Source organism: Pseudomonas aestiva (assembly GCF_039908605.1).
Lineage (GTDB): Bacteria > Pseudomonadota > Gammaproteobacteria > Pseudomonadales > Pseudomonadaceae > Chryseomonas > Chryseomonas aestiva.
In genome coordinates, this window is sequence record NZ_CP150916.1 from 4,613,132 (window position 1) to 4,628,681 (window position 15,550).

The window sequence follows — 15,550 nt, forward strand, 5'->3', positions numbered from 1 at the left end:
AGAATGCCATCACCCATTAGGCTTTAGGGCGCTGCCAACATGTATGAGAGAGATGATGTAATCTGCATGGCTTGCCTTGCGACCATGGCTGCGGCCTTCACCGGCTTCATCATGGTGATGGTCCTGCTGTAATTGCCAGATAGACGAAACCCCGCCGAGGCGGGGTTTCGAAGGCGGTATGGCAAGGTCCTAGATAGGACGACTGCCATATTTGCTGTCAGGCTTCTTGGGCGGATCGGCGACTACATTGGCGTCGATCTCCTGAACCCTGCCACCACGGGCCAGGAAGTCCTGCATGGCCTTTTCCAACGCATCCCGCTCGCGCTGCTTGGCTTCCACCGAAGGCAGTTCCTCGGGCTCGACTTCACGCTTCTTCTTGGCCTTGCTCCCGGACGCGGGCGCTTCGCTTTCCCCGCTCTCCTCTTGCTCGGCGTCGTCGGTTGCGGCAGCGAAGTCTTCGTTATCGCCCTCTTCTTCCGCGCCTGTCTCCAGGTCGTCCTGCTCCATATCTTCGTCGCTCATAAACCGCCTCCACAGACTTTGGCAAAATCGGACCGCGCGTTTTGACGCGGCCTCCTAAAAAAAATTCCTGGCTATTCGCCTTGCAGTGTCGCGATCAGGCGCCGTGCGCCACCCTGGTCGCGATGCTCGCCCAGATAGATGCCCTGCCAGGTTCCCAAGGCAAGGCGCCCTGCCTGGACCGGTAGACTCAGGCTGCAGCCGAGCAGACTGCTCTTGAAATGCGCGGGCAGGTCGTCCGGCCCTTCGTAGTCGTGTTCATAACCGGCCTGCCCCTGGGGCACCAGCTGATTGAAGAACCGCTCGAAGTCGCGCCGCACCGCTCCATCGGCATTCTCATTGATGGTCAGCGAGGCCGAGGTGTGCTGCAGCCAGAGGTGCAGCAGGCCGATCCGGCACTCGCCAAGCTCGGGCAGTTGCTCCAGCACCTCAGCGGTGACGAGATGGAAACCACGCGCGCGCGCGCGCAGGGAAAAGCTCCGCTGCAGCCACATGAACAACCCCCGCCGACTGACTGGGCGCGCATTCTAGCGCGACGATCGGAAAAGCAAAGCGGTGATTGCACACCGCTGGCGTGCAGTCTAGACACAGCAGGATGGCGGTTGTTCCAGCCGTATGGCGGACATGAAAAAGGCGCCTCGCGGCGCCTTTTTCCAGAGCGGCGGCTTACAGGTTGTAGCCACGCTCATTGTGCAGGGTGAGGTCCAGACCCACGGTTTCCTCTTCCTCGTTGACTCTCAGACCCATGACCACGTCCAGCACCTTGAGGATCACGAAGGTGACGATACCGGTGTAGACGATGGTGAAGGCCACGCCCTTGAACTGGATGAACAGCTGGGCGCCGATATCGGTGACGGTGCCGAAGCCACCCAGGGACGGGGCGGCGAAGACACCGGTCAGCAGGGCGCCGACGATGCCGCCGATGCCGTGCACGCCGAAGGCGTCCAGGGAGTCGTCGTAGCCAAGCTTGCGCTTGAGGCTGGTGGCGGTGAAGAAGCAGATCACGCCAGCGGCTAGGCCGATGATCAGGGCGCCCATGGGACCGGCGGTACCGGCGGCCGGGGTGATGGCGACCAGACCGGCGACCACGCCGGAGGCGATGCCCAGGGCGCTCGGCTTACCGTGGGTGATCCACTCAGCGAACATCCAGCCCAGGGCGGCAGCGGCGGTGGCGATCTGGGTGGTCAGCATGGCCATGCCGGCGGTGCCGTTGGCAGCGGCGGCGGAACCGGCATTGAAGCCGAACCAGCCGACCCACAGCATGGCGGCACCGACCAGGGTATAGCCCAGGTTGTGCGGAGCCATGGGAGTGGTGGGATAGCCCTTGCGCTTGCCCAGGACCAGGGCCGCGACCAGACCGGCCACACCGGCGTTGATGTGCACCACGGTGCCGCCAGCGAAGTCCAGTACGCCCCAGTCCCACATCAGGCCGCCGTCACCGCTCCAGACCATGTGGGCGATGGGCGCGTAGACGAAGGTGAACCACAGGCCGGTGAAGACCAGCATGGCGGAGAACTTCATGCGCTCGGCGAAGGCACCGACGATCAGCGCCGGGGTGATGATGGCGAAGGTCATCTGGAAGGTTACGAAGACGCTTTCCGGGAACAGGGCGGTGGCCGAGGTCACGGCATCATGCTGCAGACTGGACAGGAAGGCCTTGCCCAAACCGCCGATGAAGGAATTGAAGTTGGTGACGCCCTTCTCCATGCCGGTGGTGTCGAAGGCCAGGCTGTAGCCGTAGACCATCCACAGGATGCTGATGAGACCGGTGATGGCGAAGCACTGCATCATCACCGAGAGGACGTTCTTGGCACGCACCATGCCGCCATAGAACAGCGCGAGGCCCGGGATGGTCATGAACAGCACCAGGGCCGTCGAGACCAGCATCCAGGCCGTATCCCCGCTGTTGATGGCTGGTGCCGCAGCCGCTTCCTGGGCCATGGCCAGGCCCGGCAGCGCTACGAAAGACATGAGGGCTCCTAGCCCTGCGTAGGTGCGCAGAGTCATCGTTGTTTCTCCTGGGGCTCGTGTGGGGTTGGGCGGTCGGTTAGCGCGTCAGATGGCGTCTGTGTCGGTTTCGCCGGTGCGGATGCGGATGGCCTGCTCGAGATTCACCACGAAGATCTTGCCGTCACCGATCTTGCCGGTGTTGGCGGCCTTGGTGATGGCCTCGATGACGCGGTCGAGCTGATCGTCGGCGATGGCGACGTCGATCTTGACCTTGGGCAGGAAGTCGACGACGTATTCGGCGCCGCGATAGAGCTCGGTGTGGCCCTTCTGACGGCCAAAGCCCTTGACCTCGGTAACGGTGATGCCTTGCACACCGATCTCGGACAGCGACTCACGCACGTCGTCGAGCTTGAACGGCTTGATGATGGCGGTGACTAGTTTCATGAACTTCTCCCGATTGAGTTGACTGGCCCCAGGAAAACAAACCCCGGCCCAAGTCTAGCGCAGTGACCGTCTGTTTAACCGTTGGCGTGGTAATCGCCGTGGTTACGGCAGAAGCGGCCAGAGCGCGCCCCTACCCCAGGCGCCCTCTGACGCCCGTCTCTGCATCGGCAGTAGCAGAAAGCTTGCCAGGTTTGTGAAGGCGTACGGATTTCGGGCGCCAGCCCGCCTGGCGCGCCTCCTGAAGGGGCAACGCTCGGCCCGGCGGGCAGGACTTTGCACCAACAGCGAACAGCTCTGGCACGGGACTGGCACCAAAGCGGTGCAGAGGCGCTGCCCGGGGTGGCACACCCCGCTGTGCTACACTCGCGCCTTGATCCATTGCAGGGGATAAACCATGTCCACGACCCGTTCGCTGTTCGATTCCCTGACTCAGCAGGCCAGCCGGCTGTTCGGTCAGGACTCGCCGCTACCCAAGGCCGAGATCGAGAGCCAGTTCAAGGCACTGCTGCAAGGTGCTCTGAGCAAGCTCGATATGGTCAGCCGTGACGAATTCGATGCCCAGATGGCCGTGCTGGCCCGCACCCGTGCGCGCCTGGAGGCCCTCGAGGCACGCCTGACCGAGCTGGAAAAGCCGCAGACCGCCGAGGTCAGGCCGCCGGTCACCCCGGCCACGGACGTCGCGCCCGCCGATTGATCCCCAAGGGCGCGCCAGGATGGTGCAGCCCTGAGTCTGGCGAATCATGATCAAGGAGAGATCATGTCGCTTGCCCTCGTTCATACCCGCGCCCAGGTGGGCGTGGAAGCGCCGCCGGTATTGGTCGAGGCGCACCTGGCCAATGGCCTGCCCGCCCTCGCCCTGGTCGGCCTGCCGGAAACCGCCGTCCGCGAAGCCAAGGATCGGGTGCGCAGCGCCATCCTCAATGCCGGCTTCGAATTCCCCAGTCGCCGCATCACCCTCAATCTCGCGCCCGCCGACCTGCCCAAGGACGGCGACCGCTTCGACCTCGCCCTGGCCATCGGCATCCTCGCCGCCAGCGGACAGCTACCGACGCCGGGCCTCGACGGCTATGAATGCCTGGGTGAGCTGGCCCTGTCGGGCGCGGTGCGGGCGGTGCGCGGCGTGCTGCCTGCAGCGCTGGCGGCCCGAGCCGCCGGCCGCATCCTGGTGGTGCCCCGCGCCAACGCCGAGGAAGCCTGCCTGGCCAGTGGCCTCAGGGTGCTGGCGGTCGATCACCTGCTGGAGTTCGCCGGTCACCTGAGTGGCCAGGCCGTGCTGGCCCCCTATCAGCCCAGCGGCCTGCTGCGCACCCCATTGCCCTATCCCGATCTCGCCGAGGTGCAGGGCCAGCAGGCGGCCAAGCGCGCCCTGGTGGTGGCCGCGGCGGGTGCCCACAGTCTCCTGCTGGCCGGTCCACCGGGAACCGGCAAGACCCTGCTCGCCAGTCGCCTGCCAGGGCTGCTGCCGCCCCTGGATGAAGAAGAGGCGCTGCAGGTGGCCGCCATCCATTCGGTGGCCGGCCCCGAGCCGCTGGAACACTGGCCGCAGCGACCCTTTCGCCAGCCGCATCATTCGGCGTCCGGTCCAGCGCTGGTGGGCGGCGGCAGCCGACCCGGTCCCGGCGAGATCACCCTGGCCCATCGCGGGGTACTGTTTCTCGACGAGTTGCCCGAATTCGATCGCAAGGTGCTGGAGGTGCTGCGCGAGCCCCTGGAGAGTGGCGAAATCGTCATCGCCCGGGCGCGGGAACGGGTGCGCTTTCCGGCCCGTTTCCAGCTGGTGGCGGCGATGAATCCCTGTCCCTGCGGCTACCTGGGTGATCCCAGCGGCCGCTGCCGCTGCAGCCCGGAGCAGATCCAGCGCTATCGCGGCAAGCTGTCCGGTCCGCTGCTGGACCGTATCGACCTGCACCTGACGGTAGCCCGCGAGCACCTGCGGCTGGGCGCCTCAGCGGCCAGTGAGCTCACCACGGCGGAAGCCGCACGCCAGGTGGCCGACGCCCGGACCATTCAGCTGGCGCGCCAGGGGCGACCCAACGCCCTGCTCGGCCTCGATCAACTGCACCAGGTCTGCGCCCTGAGCGAGGCCGATCAGCGTTGGCTGGAGGGCGCGGGCGAACGCCTGAATCTGTCCCTGCGCGCCCTGCACCGGGTGGTCAAGGTGGCCCGCACCCTGGCCGATCTCGCCGGCCAGGCCGAAATCCAGCGGCCACAGCTGGCGGAAGCGCTGCAGTATCGGGCGAGTCACTAGGCGCCGGCAGGCGGGCCGTAGTGTCGCGGCGGCTCCTGCAGGCGATCTCGCAGCGCCTGGTTTTCCTGGGCCAGCTCGAAGCACATGGCCCGCCACTGGTGGGCCAGCTCGCGATAATCGTCCCGCTCCGCCCGCAGCGTGGTCAGCATGCGTTCGACGGCCTGCACCGCCTCGTTGGATACGCCCATGACACCCCTCCTCTTATACTGTATTTGCATACAGTAGTCAGAGTATTGCAGCCAGGCAAGGGCCAAGGTGCGCAGGAATGAAAAAGGGAGGCCTGAGCCTAATGCCGGTCAGTTAAGCTGACTGGCATTTTTTTTCTGGTCGGATACTTCGAGGGCTTGGCCTTGATGACTCTCGGATAGGCCCGGTAATCGCGCCTATGCGGTAGAACGAAGTGCGGTGCCAAGGCGTGCAGTTCGGCCATATCACGTGGGATGTTGCCAGGGCTATTCAGCGAAAGGCTCAGCAGGAATTTCAGGATGGCCCAGCTGCAGGCGGAGAAGCTCATCTCGCAGGGATGAACTCCCGGGCACTGGCGACTCATCTGTACCATCTGATAACGCAGTAGGTTGTATCCCAGCAGTAGCCCCCATAGCTCCTGCGCCACCATGTCGGGCGTTTTGCTGCGTAGCGTGTAACGGCCATCGAGTAGACCCTGCTTGATCTCACGATAGCCGAGCTCGATTTCCCAGCGGTGGCTGTAGAGATCGACGATCTCATCGGAGACGAAACGCCCAGGGTCCGTCATGGAAGTAAGGATCTGGCGCCGCTTGCCCTTGACGGTCTTGCTCAGCAGTCGCGCCTGCAAGGTGTCCGGCAAGCCGGGCCATTGTCGGCGGGCCTGCGGCGAAGTTCGAAGGCTGACAATCGCATCCTGCTTGCCCAGTGAGCGTATCACCTCGTATTGGGCGTCTTTGCGCAGTGGCAATAGCCAGTGCCGTTCGTTACCGGTTCGCTGCCAGCGATGTAGCAGACCTAAAGAGTAAAAGCCCTTGTCGAACAACGTCAGCGAATGGTCGGGGGTGCCCTCGATCAATTGCTCGGCCAGCTTCATTTCATTGCTGGCATAAGCGTCGAAGGCGCTGCTTACCAGCAAATGGCTGGTCAGTTCCATCTGGCACACCATGCGGATCTGGGGAAATCCTCCATCACCGTACTGATTGATCGCCGAGCCGTAGCGCTCGCGATTTTCGAGCGTGTCCGGAGCGCGCCAGACCACGCCGTCCACACCGAGCAAGCGCAGCCCCTGCCAGCCTGGATGTTCGGCCGTCTCATGCCAGCGCTGTTGGGTCAGTTGAAACACCTCCCGTACAGCGTCGCTTCCCAATCGCTGACGGCCTTGCACCACCGCGCTGGGCGCTACCAATGGCTTCTGACCGGGCAGCATGATGTCCAGTTGGTTGACCACATCCCAGGCCGACAGGCGACGAAACAGGGCCAGGCCGATGACGCACCAGAGCATGGATTCCAGCGGCAGCCTGCGTTTGCGTAGGGTAGCGACTCCGGCCGTTTCCAGGGCGGTCTTGACCAGCTCAGGATCGAGCAGTTCGCCCAGGGCCTCCAGTGTCTGTGTGGCCGAAGAGAGCTCGCGAGTCATTTCCAAGGCTTGAGCAATACGCATAAAAAATCCGGTGCTTGAGGAATCAAGCACCGGATTCTGTGCGACGACAGTCAGGCGTCAAGGTGAAGCTCTTAACTGACTGGCATTAGGCCTGAGCCTCCCTTTCGCTGCTGCCGGAACGCGCCGGTCAGCTGAACCGACCGACCTCGGCACTCAGGTCTTCCGCCAGATGACGCAGCTCGCCAGCGGTACCGGCCAGCACCTCGGCGGCATCGCGCTGGGCGGCGTTGTCCACGGCGATCGCCTGGATGTTGCGACTCAGGGCGGTGGCTGTGGTGCTCTGCTCGGCGGTGGCCTGGGCGATGCCGGAGAATTGCTCCACCGCCTCGGCGACCTGCTGGTCGATGCTGCGCAGCGCCTGGGCCACGTCGGCGTTGCGCGCCAGGCCCTGTTCCATCAGGCGATTGCCTTCGTCGATGGCGCCCATGGCACGCTGGGTCTCGCCCTGCACCGCGCCGATCATCTGCGAGATCTCGCGGGTGGCCTCGCTGGTGCGACCGGCCAATTGCCGGACTTCATCGGCGACCACGGCGAAGCCGCGGCCCTGCTCGCCGGCCCGGGCCGCTTCGATGGCGGCGTTGAGCGCCAGCAGGTTGGTCTGCTCGGCGATCCCGCTGATGACGCCGATGATGCCGCCAATCTGCTGGGAGCGGCCGTCCAGGCCCTTGATGAGTTCGGCGGTGCTGGCCAGGGAATCGGCGATCTGCTCCAGGGCGCCCGAGGCGCCCTGCATGGCCTGAGTCCCGGTGCGGGTCTGCTGGGCGTTTTCCTGCACCAGGCGTTCGGTGCGCTGCATGCCGTCGGCGATGTTCTGGGCGGTGGCGCTGAATTCCTCCACGGCGCTGGCCATGCTATCGATCTGGCTGGACTGCTCGGCGGAGCGTCTCAGGGTCTGGTCGGAGAGCTGGCTCAGTTGCTGGGAACGCTCGGTGACCGCGCGCGAAGAGCCACGGACCTGCTCGACGGTGGAGGCCAGGGCATCGGCCATCTGGTTGAAGCTCTGGGCGAGTTCGCCGATCTCGTCCTGGCTGCGCGCTTCGACGCGCACGCTGAGCTGACCGCGACCCAGGGCCTGGGCCCGCTCCACCAGTTGGCCCAGCGGCCTCAGCTTGTGGCGCAGCAGGACGACCGAGGCGAGTACCGCCAGCACCAGGGCGATCAGGCTGCCGATGGCCAGGCGCAGACCCACGGCGTGCACCGGGGCGTCCAGCTCGGCCTTGGGCAGGGTGGCAACCACGGTCCAGCCTTCGCCGGCGACCGGCGCGCTGACGCTGAGGAAGTCTTCATTGCCGTCCTGCCAGGTGTGTTCGCGCTGCTTGGGGTCGCTCTTGAGCGCGGCGAGCAGTTCGTCATTCTTTTTCGCATTGGCCGGCGGCACCAGCCAGTTGCCCTGCTCGTCGAGCAGGGCCAGGGAGCCGGTCTCGCCGATGCGCAGCTGGGTCAGCTGGGCCAGCTGCTGGGCCTGGGCGTCGGTGTAGTCGAAGCCGACGAAGAGCACGGCGATGACCTTGCCGCCGCCGTCGCGGACCGGGGTGTACTGGGTCATGTAGGAGCGTCCGAACAGCTGGGCGCGCCCGACGTAGTTCTGACCCTGCAGCAATCCGGCATAGGCCGGGTGCTTGCGATCGAGCTGGGTACCGATGGCGCGGCTGCCGTCCTGCTTCTTCAGCGAGGTGGTGATACGGGTAAAGTCGTCGCCATCGCGGACGAAGATGGTGGCGACGCCACCGGTCAGCCGGGTGAAGTCGTCGACCTGGCTGAAGTCGCTGTTCAGCGCCTGACCGGCGAACAGCAGGGCGGGGGCCGTGGCGCTGCCCAGGGGCAGTCGCTCGCCGGCCAGGCTCAGGCCGCCATCGAAGCGGCGCTCGAACAGGTTGGCCAGCCGTTGGGTGCTGATCTTCAGGGTGCTGAGAAAGGTCTGCTGCTGATCGGAGAGCAGCCGGGCCTCGCTACCCAGGTGCTTGCGCTGGGTGCCTTCGATGGACACGCTCAAGGCATGCAGGGCGAACAGACAGCTGCCGGCGATCACGACAATCAGTACCAGACTGAGGGCCAAGGCAAGTTGTCGGGCGATACTACGACGCGGGGAAATGACCATGGGGGCTCCAAAGCGCCTACATCCCTGTAGGGCAGTACGAATTTGAGGGCAAGGGCGGTATCAGGGACCGACCGCTCTAGGGCGGTCTTCTTGGCGGTTGACTTTTATTTTATCGGCAGAGGTACGATGAACTAAAGCGAATGACAGCAGTCTGGCGCCTTATTTATGGCGGACGACCTCTGGAAGGCTTTGGGATGCCACTTCCCGCTGCAGGAAATCAGCCAGCTGGCGAAGGCGCGCCTGCCCCCGGCGATTGCGCGGCCAGACCAGGTAATAGGCATCACCGCTGGCCACCGCCTCGGGCCAGGGCAAGGCAATGAGTCCGGCTGCCACGTCTTCGGCGAGCATCACCAGATCGCCGATGGAAACCCCGTAGCCACGCGCGGCAGCGGCCATGCCCAGCTCCAGGGTGTCGAACACCTGGCCACCACTCAGGGGCACCGCCTGGGTCAGGCCCATGGCCTGCAGCCAGCGGCGCCAGTCGCGGCGGTCGAAGGTGGGATGCAGCAGTTCTTCCCTCTGCAGTCGCGCCAGGTCCCAGGCGCCCTCCCGGGCGGCAGCCGGCGAGCAGACCGGCACCAGCCACTCCTCGAACAGCGGCACCACCTCCCAGTCCACCGGGAAGCGGCCGTCGCCGAGCAGTACCGCGCAATCGAAGGGCTCATGGACGAAGTCGACCCGGTCACTGGCCATCCAGACGCTGGTGAGCTGGATGTCCAGTTGCGGACTGAGCTGGCGAAAGCGCGCCAGACGCGCCAGCAGCCAGCGCAGCGACAGGGTGGTGGGCGCCTTGAGTCTCAGGGTGCCCTCGGCCACGGCGAGATTGCCGCAGGCCCGCGCCAGAGCCTCGAAGCCCTCGCTCAGCCCCGGCAAGAGCAGCTTGCCGGGCTCGGTCAGCGCCAGCTGACGCCCGGCGCGCTCGAACAGGCGGCAGCCAAAGGTCTCTTCCAGCGTCCGCACATGGCGACTGACCGCACTCTGGGTCAGCGACAACTCCTGGGCCGCGCGGGTGAAGGAGCCGTGGCGAGCGGCGGCCTCGAAGGCGCGCAGGGCATACAGCGGCGGCAGACGCGAGGGGTGCTCGGGCATGACTCAGACTCATGGATGGCATGGTTATTTTCCGATTGTGGGCGGCGCGCCCGCATCCAACAATGAGTTCTTGTCAAACATCGGCCACCTGCTCAGCGAGATCCACCCATGTCTCTGCCGCGTCTCGAACTGCTCGCGCTGTTGCGTCTCGCCCTGCCCCTGATCGGTGCGCAGCTGGCCTATGTGGCCATGGTCTTCACCGACACCCTGATGATGGGCCGCCTGGGCCCGGCAGCCCTGGCCGGTGGCGGCCTGGGAGCGGCGGTCTACTCCTTCGTCTCGGTGATCTGCGTGGGCGTGATCACCGCGGTGGCCAATCTGGCGGCGCTGCGCCGGGGTGCGGGGGATACCGAAGGGGTGGCGGCGGTCACTGCGGCCGGGATCTGGATCGCCGGGGTGCTGGCGCTGCTGGCCGGTACCCTGCTGTGGCATATCGAACCCCTGCTGGCCCTGGCCGGCCAGCCCGAAGAGAGTCGTCAGGCGGCCGGCGTCTTCCTGCGTTGCCTGGCCTTCGCCCTGCCCGGCCATCTGCTGTTCATGACCCTGCGCGGCTTCACCAGCGCTCTGGACCGCCCCGGACCGGTGCTGACCATCGTGCTCGGCGCGGCGCTGCTCAATGCCCTGTTCAACCTGGCGCTGCTGCACGGCTGGGGCGGCCTGCCGCAACCCGGGCTGCCGGGCATCGGCGCGGTGACTGCGGTGGTGATGAATGGCGCGGCCCTGGGCCTGGCGTTGTATATCGCCCGCCATCCGGCCTATGCCGCCTATCCCCTGCGTCGCTATCTGCGCCGTCCGGATCGCCGTGCCCTCGCCGACACCCTCGGCCAGGGCCTGGCGATCAGTGGCACCTATGCGGTGGAAGCCTGCCTGTTCCTGTCGGCGGCGCTGTGCATGGGCGCCCTGGGCGCCACGGCGCTGGCGGCCCATCAGATCGCCAATCAGCTGGTGTACCTGGTGTTCATGTTGCCCGCCGGACTCTCCTATGCCACCAGCATCCGCATCGGCCAGCACCAGGGCGCCGGGCGGCCGCGCGAAGCCCTGCTGGTGGGGCGACTGGCCATCGGCGGCGGCGCCCTGGTGATGCTGGGCATCGCCCTGCTGTTCTGGAGCTTTCCCGGCTGGCTGGTGAGGCTGTTCCTGGCGGATGCGCAGAGCCCTGTGGCGGAGCTGGCACGCCAGCTGGTGCTGATCGCGGCGGTGTTCGTCATCTTCGACGGTACCCAGAGCATCGCCCAGGGTGCGCTGCGGGGTATCCGCCAGGCACGCCTGGGCTTCTACGGCGGATTGCTCTGCTACTGCCTGATCGGCGCCAGTGGTGCCTGGCTGCTGGGCGTCCAGCTGGGTATCGGCCCCCATGGCGTCTGGTGGGGTCTGGCATTCGGACTGGCCTGTGCGGCGCTGCTGCTGACCGGTGCCTTCGAGTGGCTGATGCGGCGGAAGCTGGGCGCGGGCGCTGCGGAGGCTGCGCCGGAGCCGCTGGCCGCGCCGCGCGGCCTGGCGCAAAACGGCTGAGCGCCGCGGCGGCCCAAGCGTTTTACCAAGTGGTCCACTTCTGACCGCTGCGCTAGACTAAAGGCTTTGGGCCACCCCGGCGTTGCGACCGGTGTTCCGGGCCCCAGGATAGCCAGAGATGCAACGTTTCATCGTCGCCGACGACCATCCGCTGTTTCGTGAAGGCCTGGTGCGCATTCTGCGCCAGCTGCAGCCACAGGCGCAGGTGGATCAGGCCGACAGCCTGCATCAGGTCCTGGAACTGGCGCGCCAGGGTGAGCCGCCCAGCGGGCTGCTGCTGGACCTGCTCTATCCTGGCCAGGACCTGAGCTTTTCGCTGCGCGCCCTGCGCCAGGAATTCAAGCGCAGCACCCTGATCGTGGTCTCGATGCTGGAAGACGCCACGGTGATCGAACATATCCTGGCAGCCGGTGTGGACGGCTTCATCGGCAAGGCGCTACCGCCGGCGGCCATGGCCGAGGCGATCGCCGACTGCCTCGCCGGACAACCTGTGGTGCGCTATGCCATGCCGAGCCTGGCCCCGGTCAACCTGACGCCTGATAACCGGGTGCAGGGGCTGACGCCGCGGCAACTGGAGGTGCTCGGCCTGATCACCCAGGGCCTGAGCAACAAGGAGATCGCCCGGATCCTGGCCATCTCGCCCTTTACCGTGCGCATCCATGTCTCCGCTCTGCTGCGTACCCTGGGCGTCAGCAGCCGCGCAGCGGCGGCCGCCTTCGGCGCCAAGGCCGGCCTTGGCTCCCAGCGCTCACTCAGCTAGCCGCGACGCGAAAGGCCAGCAGCAGGGCGCGCAATTCCGCCGGTCGCACCGGCTTGGCCAGCACCGGGATCTCGGCGTCGCCCAGCGCCTGCTGGACCTGGGGAATGTCATGACCGGTCACCACGATGGCCGGGATGCGCCGACCCTGCAGCCGATTGAGATAGGCGATGCAGTCGGCACCCGAGGCGCTGCGATCCAGATCGAAATCGGTGATCACCAGGTCGCAACTCACGGCGCCGGAGGGGATGCTGGTGGCAGTGGTGACCTCGCAGCCCCAGCTGCGCAACAGGGTCGCGGTGGCCAGCAGCACATTGGCGTCGTCTTCGATGAGCAGGATCCGCCAGCCGGCGAGCAGGTGCTGGGGGCCGCTCACCGGCCGTGGGCGCGCCTCCAGCGGCAGGGTGGCCAGCGGCAGACCCTGGAGCGCGACCGCGGTACCGCGGCCAGGGTGCGAACGTATGATTAGCCGCAACTCGAGCAGGGTGGCGATGCGTTGCACGATGGACAACCCCAGGCCGACCCCCTCGATGTCGCGATCGCGCGTCTCGCGCACCCGATAGAATTCCTCGCACAGGTGCGGCAGGTGCTCGGCGGCGATACCCGGCCCCTGGTCGTAGACCACCAGGGCGAGCCGGCCCTGGTGGCGGCGCACCGCCAGCAGCAGGGGCTTGCCCGGGGCGTACTTGAGGGCGTTGGACAGCAGATTCTGCAGCGAGGTGAGCAGCAGCGCCGGGTCGCTGTAGACCTGCAGGTCACAGGCGCGCCAGCGGATCTCCACCCCGGCCCAGCGCGCCGCCTCGGCGTTCTGCCGCACCAGGTCGCCGAACAGGGTATCCAGATCGACCACCGTGCGCCGCGGACTGACCTGCTTCTGATCGAGGGTGTAGATGTCCAGCAGCGAACGGAACAGCTGCTCGACGCCGAGCAGCGAGCGGTCGATGTTGTCGACCAGCCGCTCCTGATCGGCGCTCAGCTGGCCATTGCGCAGGCAGGCGGTGAACAGGCCGATGGAGTGGATCGGCTGGCGCAGGTCGTGGCTGGCCTGGGCCAGGAAGCGCGCCTTGGCCAGGTTGGCCGCCTGGGTCTCGTGCAGCGAATCCTGGATGCGGGTCAGCAGAAAATACACGTAGCCGGGCACCAGCAACGCGGTCACCAGCATCATCAGGGCCACCGTGGGATAGCGCTGCAGGAAGGGCATCCCGGCGATGATGGCGGTCAGGGCGGTCAGCGACAGCCCGGTGGCCAGCAGCAGGTAGCCGCGCCCATAGCGCAGGCCGTTGCCCACCGTGACCCAGAGCAGCACGCCGAACAGTGGCAGCAGGGCCTCGCCGCTGGTGATGGAGGAAAAGGTGATGGCGCTGAAGTCCAGGCTCATGGCCAGCAGGCGCCGCCAGGGCTTCACTCCCGGCCGCCGGCGGATCTCGAAGAACAGGCCGACGGCCAGCACGGCGAACAGGGCGTAGCACAGCAGGTTGGCCAGCAGGATGGCGGTATCGAACAGCCCCCAGGCCCAGGCGCCGGTGATGTAGGCCGAGGCCGGCAGGATGAAGGCCAAACGGACCTTGGCCTGGCCGAGTTCGGGATCGCGGGGGCGGACGCCCAGGGTCTGGGTCGCTGCGTTCATGAGGCCAGATAACCCAGTTGCCAGGCTCGCGGGATCAGGCGAAAGATCACCGCCAGGATGGCGGCCAGGGCCGCGCTGGCGTACCAGGCCGCCAGGCCCAGTCCCGCCTCCAGCGCAGCGCCCAGCACCCCGCCGAGCAGCATGCCCAGCCAGGGCACCAGCTGGATGCGCCAGCCGCGGCGGCGTTCGCCCAGCAGCCAGTGACCCAGGCCGCGTCCGAAACGCGACAGGGCGCCGGTGACATAGGTGAGGCCGATGGGCAGGCCATAGACCTGCTCCACCACCGCATTGACCATGCCCATGGCGAATACCCCGGTCAGCAGCGCCAGGTGGCCCAGGGGCAGGCTGGCCGCCAGCGCCAGCAGCAGGGCCAGCAGGCCGAGCAGCAGGCAGGCGCGCTGGCGGGTCAGCCGCTGCAGCAGCACACCGCCGGCATTGCCCAGCACGAAGGTGCCGATGGCCAGCGCCAGATGCCCCGCGGCAGCCCAGCGGCCTGCCGCCACATCGGCAGCAAGACGGGTGGTATTGCCGCTCATGAAGGAGACGAAGTCGCCGGTGGCGAGAAAGCCGATGGCATCGGTCATGCCGGCCAGCAGCGACAGACCGGCGACCAGCGCCAGGCCGACCGCGCCATGCCGTGGTGTCACGGGCGGAAGAGAAGCAGAGGGATTCATGGCAGCCATCCTGGCGCGGTAGCGAAACACGGCTGCCAGTGTGGAACGTCCAGGGTTCCGGCGCCATGGGCGGCCTCCTGGAAGGCGCCCTAGGCTAGACTGATGGACCCGCCTGGCCGGAGGCCTCGTGACCACGCCCCTGTTCGCCCTGGTATTGCTCGCCGCCCTGTTGCACGCCGGCTGGAACGCCCTGCTCAAGATCGGCCTCGACCGCTTTCTCACCGCCAGTCTGATCCAGATCGGCGCCGGCCTTGCCGCGCTGCTGGCGCTGCCCTTCGTCGTCCTGCCGCCCGCCGCGGCCTGGCCCTGGATCGCCCTCTCCGCCCTGCTGCACATCGGCTACAACGCCTTTCTCGCCCGCGCCTATCGCTATGGCGATCTCGGCCAGGTCTATCCCCTCTCCCGCGGCAGCGCGCCGTTGCTGGTCAGCCTGGTGGCCTTTCTCGCTCTCGGCGAAAGGCTCTCGCCACCCGCCCTGCTCGGCCTCGGCCTGCTGGTGACCGGGCTCGCCCTGATGGCGCTACTCGGCGCTCGGCGCGGCACGCCACCCAGCCTGGCGCTGCTGGTCTGCGCCTTCACCACCGGCAGCTTCATCGCCGCCTACACCCTGGCCGATGCCCTCGGCGCCCGCGCCAGCGGCAATGCCGTGGCCTATGCCCTCTGGCTGTTCGCGGTCAACGGGGTGGTGGCGGCGCTGGTCCTGCGGCTGAGCCGCGGCGCCACGGCCTTCGCCGGGCTCGGTCCGCACTGGCGCGCCGGGCTGGCGGGCGGGGTCATGTCGATGCTGGCCTACAGCCTGGTGATCGTCGCCACCACCCAGGCCCCCATCGGCCTGGTCTCGGCACTGCGCGAGACCAGCGTGCTGTTCGCCCTGCTGATCGGGGTCTTCTGGCTGCATGAAAGCCTGCCGCTGGGCCGCATCTGCGCCGGCCTGGCCATCGTCGCCGGGGTGGTGGCGATCAAGCTGGCCTGAACGGAGCGCCGCGGGAGCGGCTAAGCTGAGCC

The 15,550-nt window shown here is 66.9% G+C and carries 15 protein-coding genes; 5 read left to right on the plus strand and 10 right to left on the minus strand.

The window, feature by feature from the left end:
- Positions 1-189 precede the first annotated feature (189 nt).
- The 4 genes from sutA to glnK form a co-directional block, all read right to left on the minus strand.
- On the minus strand, positions 190-522 hold the full coding sequence (gene sutA, locus AABM56_RS21390; RefSeq protein ID WP_133861997.1) for a transcriptional regulator SutA: 333 nt from the start codon (positions 520-522) through the stop codon (positions 190-192).
- Positions 523-593: 71 nt separating this feature from the next.
- Positions 594-1,013: a secondary thiamine-phosphate synthase enzyme YjbQ gene (locus tag AABM56_RS21395; protein WP_007159806.1), complete on the minus strand. Its 420-nt coding sequence runs from the start codon at positions 1,011-1,013 to the stop codon at positions 594-596.
- Between the two features lie 172 nt (positions 1,014-1,185).
- Positions 1,186-2,526, minus strand: coding sequence for an ammonium transporter (locus AABM56_RS21400; protein ID WP_133861998.1), 1,341 nt, complete (start codon positions 2,524-2,526; stop codon positions 1,186-1,188).
- 48 nt (positions 2,527-2,574) lie between these two features.
- Positions 2,575-2,913, minus strand: a complete 339-nt coding sequence (gene glnK, locus AABM56_RS21405) for a P-II family nitrogen regulator (protein ID WP_003096476.1) — start codon at positions 2,911-2,913, stop codon at positions 2,575-2,577.
- Between the two features lie 394 nt (positions 2,914-3,307).
- Here glnK and AABM56_RS21410 point away from each other — a divergent pair, with 394 nt between their 5' ends.
- Positions 3,308-3,607 carry an accessory factor UbiK family protein gene (locus tag AABM56_RS21410; RefSeq protein WP_263259346.1) on the plus strand — a complete coding sequence of 100 codons (300 nt, stop codon included), beginning with the start codon at positions 3,308-3,310 and terminating at the stop codon, positions 3,605-3,607.
- Positions 3,608-3,670: 63 nt separating this feature from the next.
- On the plus strand, positions 3,671-5,161 hold the full coding sequence (locus AABM56_RS21415) for a YifB family Mg chelatase-like AAA ATPase (protein WP_347883684.1): 1,491 nt from the start codon (positions 3,671-3,673) through the stop codon (positions 5,159-5,161).
- Here AABM56_RS21415 and AABM56_RS21420 read toward each other — a convergent pair.
- The 4 genes from AABM56_RS21420 to AABM56_RS21435 all read right to left on the minus strand — a co-directional run bounded on the left by AABM56_RS21420 (position 5,158) and on the right by AABM56_RS21435 (position 9,975).
- On the minus strand, positions 5,158-5,349 hold the full coding sequence (locus AABM56_RS21420) for a hypothetical protein (RefSeq protein WP_027597468.1): 192 nt from the start codon (positions 5,347-5,349) through the stop codon (positions 5,158-5,160). The genes AABM56_RS21415 and AABM56_RS21420 overlap by 4 nt on opposite strands.
- Before the next feature lie 98 nt (positions 5,350-5,447).
- Positions 5,448-6,788: an IS4 family transposase gene (locus tag AABM56_RS21425; RefSeq protein ID WP_263259874.1), complete on the minus strand. Its 1,341-nt coding sequence runs from the start codon at positions 6,786-6,788 to the stop codon at positions 5,448-5,450.
- A 127-nt stretch (positions 6,789-6,915) separates the two neighbouring features.
- Entirely contained in the window at positions 6,916-8,886 is a 1,971-nt protein-coding gene (locus tag AABM56_RS21430) for a methyl-accepting chemotaxis protein (RefSeq protein ID WP_263259332.1), read from the minus strand.
- A gap of 159 nt (positions 8,887-9,045) precedes the next feature.
- Positions 9,046-9,975 (minus strand): LysR substrate-binding domain-containing protein, encoded by a 930-nt coding sequence (locus AABM56_RS21435; protein ID WP_133862001.1) that lies wholly within the window; start codon positions 9,973-9,975, stop codon positions 9,046-9,048.
- Positions 9,976-10,083: 108 nt separating this feature from the next.
- Between AABM56_RS21435 and AABM56_RS21440 the strand changes: the two genes are divergently transcribed.
- A complete protein-coding gene (locus AABM56_RS21440; RefSeq protein WP_133862002.1) occupies positions 10,084-11,487 on the plus strand; it encodes a NorM family multidrug efflux MATE transporter in 1,404 nt (467 codons plus the stop codon).
- 118 nt (positions 11,488-11,605) lie between these two features.
- Positions 11,606-12,247, plus strand: coding sequence for a response regulator transcription factor (locus tag AABM56_RS21445; protein WP_263259331.1), 642 nt, complete (start codon positions 11,606-11,608; stop codon positions 12,245-12,247).
- Here the strand turns inward: AABM56_RS21445 and AABM56_RS21450 are convergent.
- Positions 12,240-13,871 carry a hybrid sensor histidine kinase/response regulator gene (locus tag AABM56_RS21450; protein ID WP_263259330.1) on the minus strand — a complete coding sequence of 544 codons (1,632 nt, stop codon included), beginning with the start codon at positions 13,869-13,871 and terminating at the stop codon, positions 12,240-12,242. The genes AABM56_RS21445 and AABM56_RS21450 overlap by 8 nt on opposite strands.
- Positions 13,868-14,545, minus strand: a complete 678-nt coding sequence (locus tag AABM56_RS21455; protein WP_263259329.1) for a YoaK family protein — start codon at positions 14,543-14,545, stop codon at positions 13,868-13,870. The genes AABM56_RS21450 and AABM56_RS21455 overlap by 4 nt, the downstream gene beginning before the upstream one ends.
- A gap of 127 nt (positions 14,546-14,672) precedes the next feature.
- On the opposite strand from AABM56_RS21455, the gene AABM56_RS21460 reads away from it, so the two are divergent.
- Positions 14,673-15,518 carry an EamA family transporter gene (locus tag AABM56_RS21460; protein WP_133862006.1) on the plus strand — a complete coding sequence of 282 codons (846 nt, stop codon included), beginning with the start codon at positions 14,673-14,675 and terminating at the stop codon, positions 15,516-15,518.
- Positions 15,519-15,550 lie beyond the last annotated feature (32 nt).

What these genes read in the sequence shown, in the direction of transcription:
- sutA (WP_133861997.1), bottom strand. Translation starts at nt 522, where the DNA reads ATGAGCGACGAAGATATGGAGCAGGACGACCTGGAGACAGGCGCGGAA.
- AABM56_RS21395 (WP_007159806.1), bottom strand. Translation starts at nt 1,013, where the DNA reads ATGTGGCTGCAGCGGAGCTTTTCCCTGCGCGCGCGCGCGCGTGGTTTC.
- AABM56_RS21400 (WP_133861998.1), bottom strand. Translation starts at nt 2,526, where the DNA reads ATGACTCTGCGCACCTACGCAGGGCTAGGAGCCCTCATGTCTTTCGTA.
- glnK (WP_003096476.1), bottom strand. Translation starts at nt 2,913, where the DNA reads ATGAAACTAGTCACCGCCATCATCAAGCCGTTCAAGCTCGACGACGTG.
- AABM56_RS21410 (WP_263259346.1), top strand. Translation starts at nt 3,308, where the DNA reads ATGTCCACGACCCGTTCGCTGTTCGATTCCCTGACTCAGCAGGCCAGC.
- AABM56_RS21415 (WP_347883684.1), top strand. Translation starts at nt 3,671, where the DNA reads ATGTCGCTTGCCCTCGTTCATACCCGCGCCCAGGTGGGCGTGGAAGCG.
- AABM56_RS21420 (WP_027597468.1), bottom strand. Translation starts at nt 5,349, where the DNA reads ATGGGCGTATCCAACGAGGCGGTGCAGGCCGTCGAACGCATGCTGACC.
- AABM56_RS21425 (WP_263259874.1), bottom strand. Translation starts at nt 6,788, where the DNA reads ATGCGTATTGCTCAAGCCTTGGAAATGACTCGCGAGCTCTCTTCGGCC.
- AABM56_RS21430 (WP_263259332.1), bottom strand. Translation starts at nt 8,886, where the DNA reads ATGGTCATTTCCCCGCGTCGTAGTATCGCCCGACAACTTGCCTTGGCC.
- AABM56_RS21435 (WP_133862001.1), bottom strand. Translation starts at nt 9,975, where the DNA reads ATGCCCGAGCACCCCTCGCGTCTGCCGCCGCTGTATGCCCTGCGCGCC.
- AABM56_RS21440 (WP_133862002.1), top strand. Translation starts at nt 10,084, where the DNA reads ATGTCTCTGCCGCGTCTCGAACTGCTCGCGCTGTTGCGTCTCGCCCTG.
- AABM56_RS21445 (WP_263259331.1), top strand. Translation starts at nt 11,606, where the DNA reads ATGCAACGTTTCATCGTCGCCGACGACCATCCGCTGTTTCGTGAAGGC.
- AABM56_RS21450 (WP_263259330.1), bottom strand. Translation starts at nt 13,871, where the DNA reads ATGAACGCAGCGACCCAGACCCTGGGCGTCCGCCCCCGCGATCCCGAA.
- AABM56_RS21455 (WP_263259329.1), bottom strand. Translation starts at nt 14,545, where the DNA reads ATGAATCCCTCTGCTTCTCTTCCGCCCGTGACACCACGGCATGGCGCG.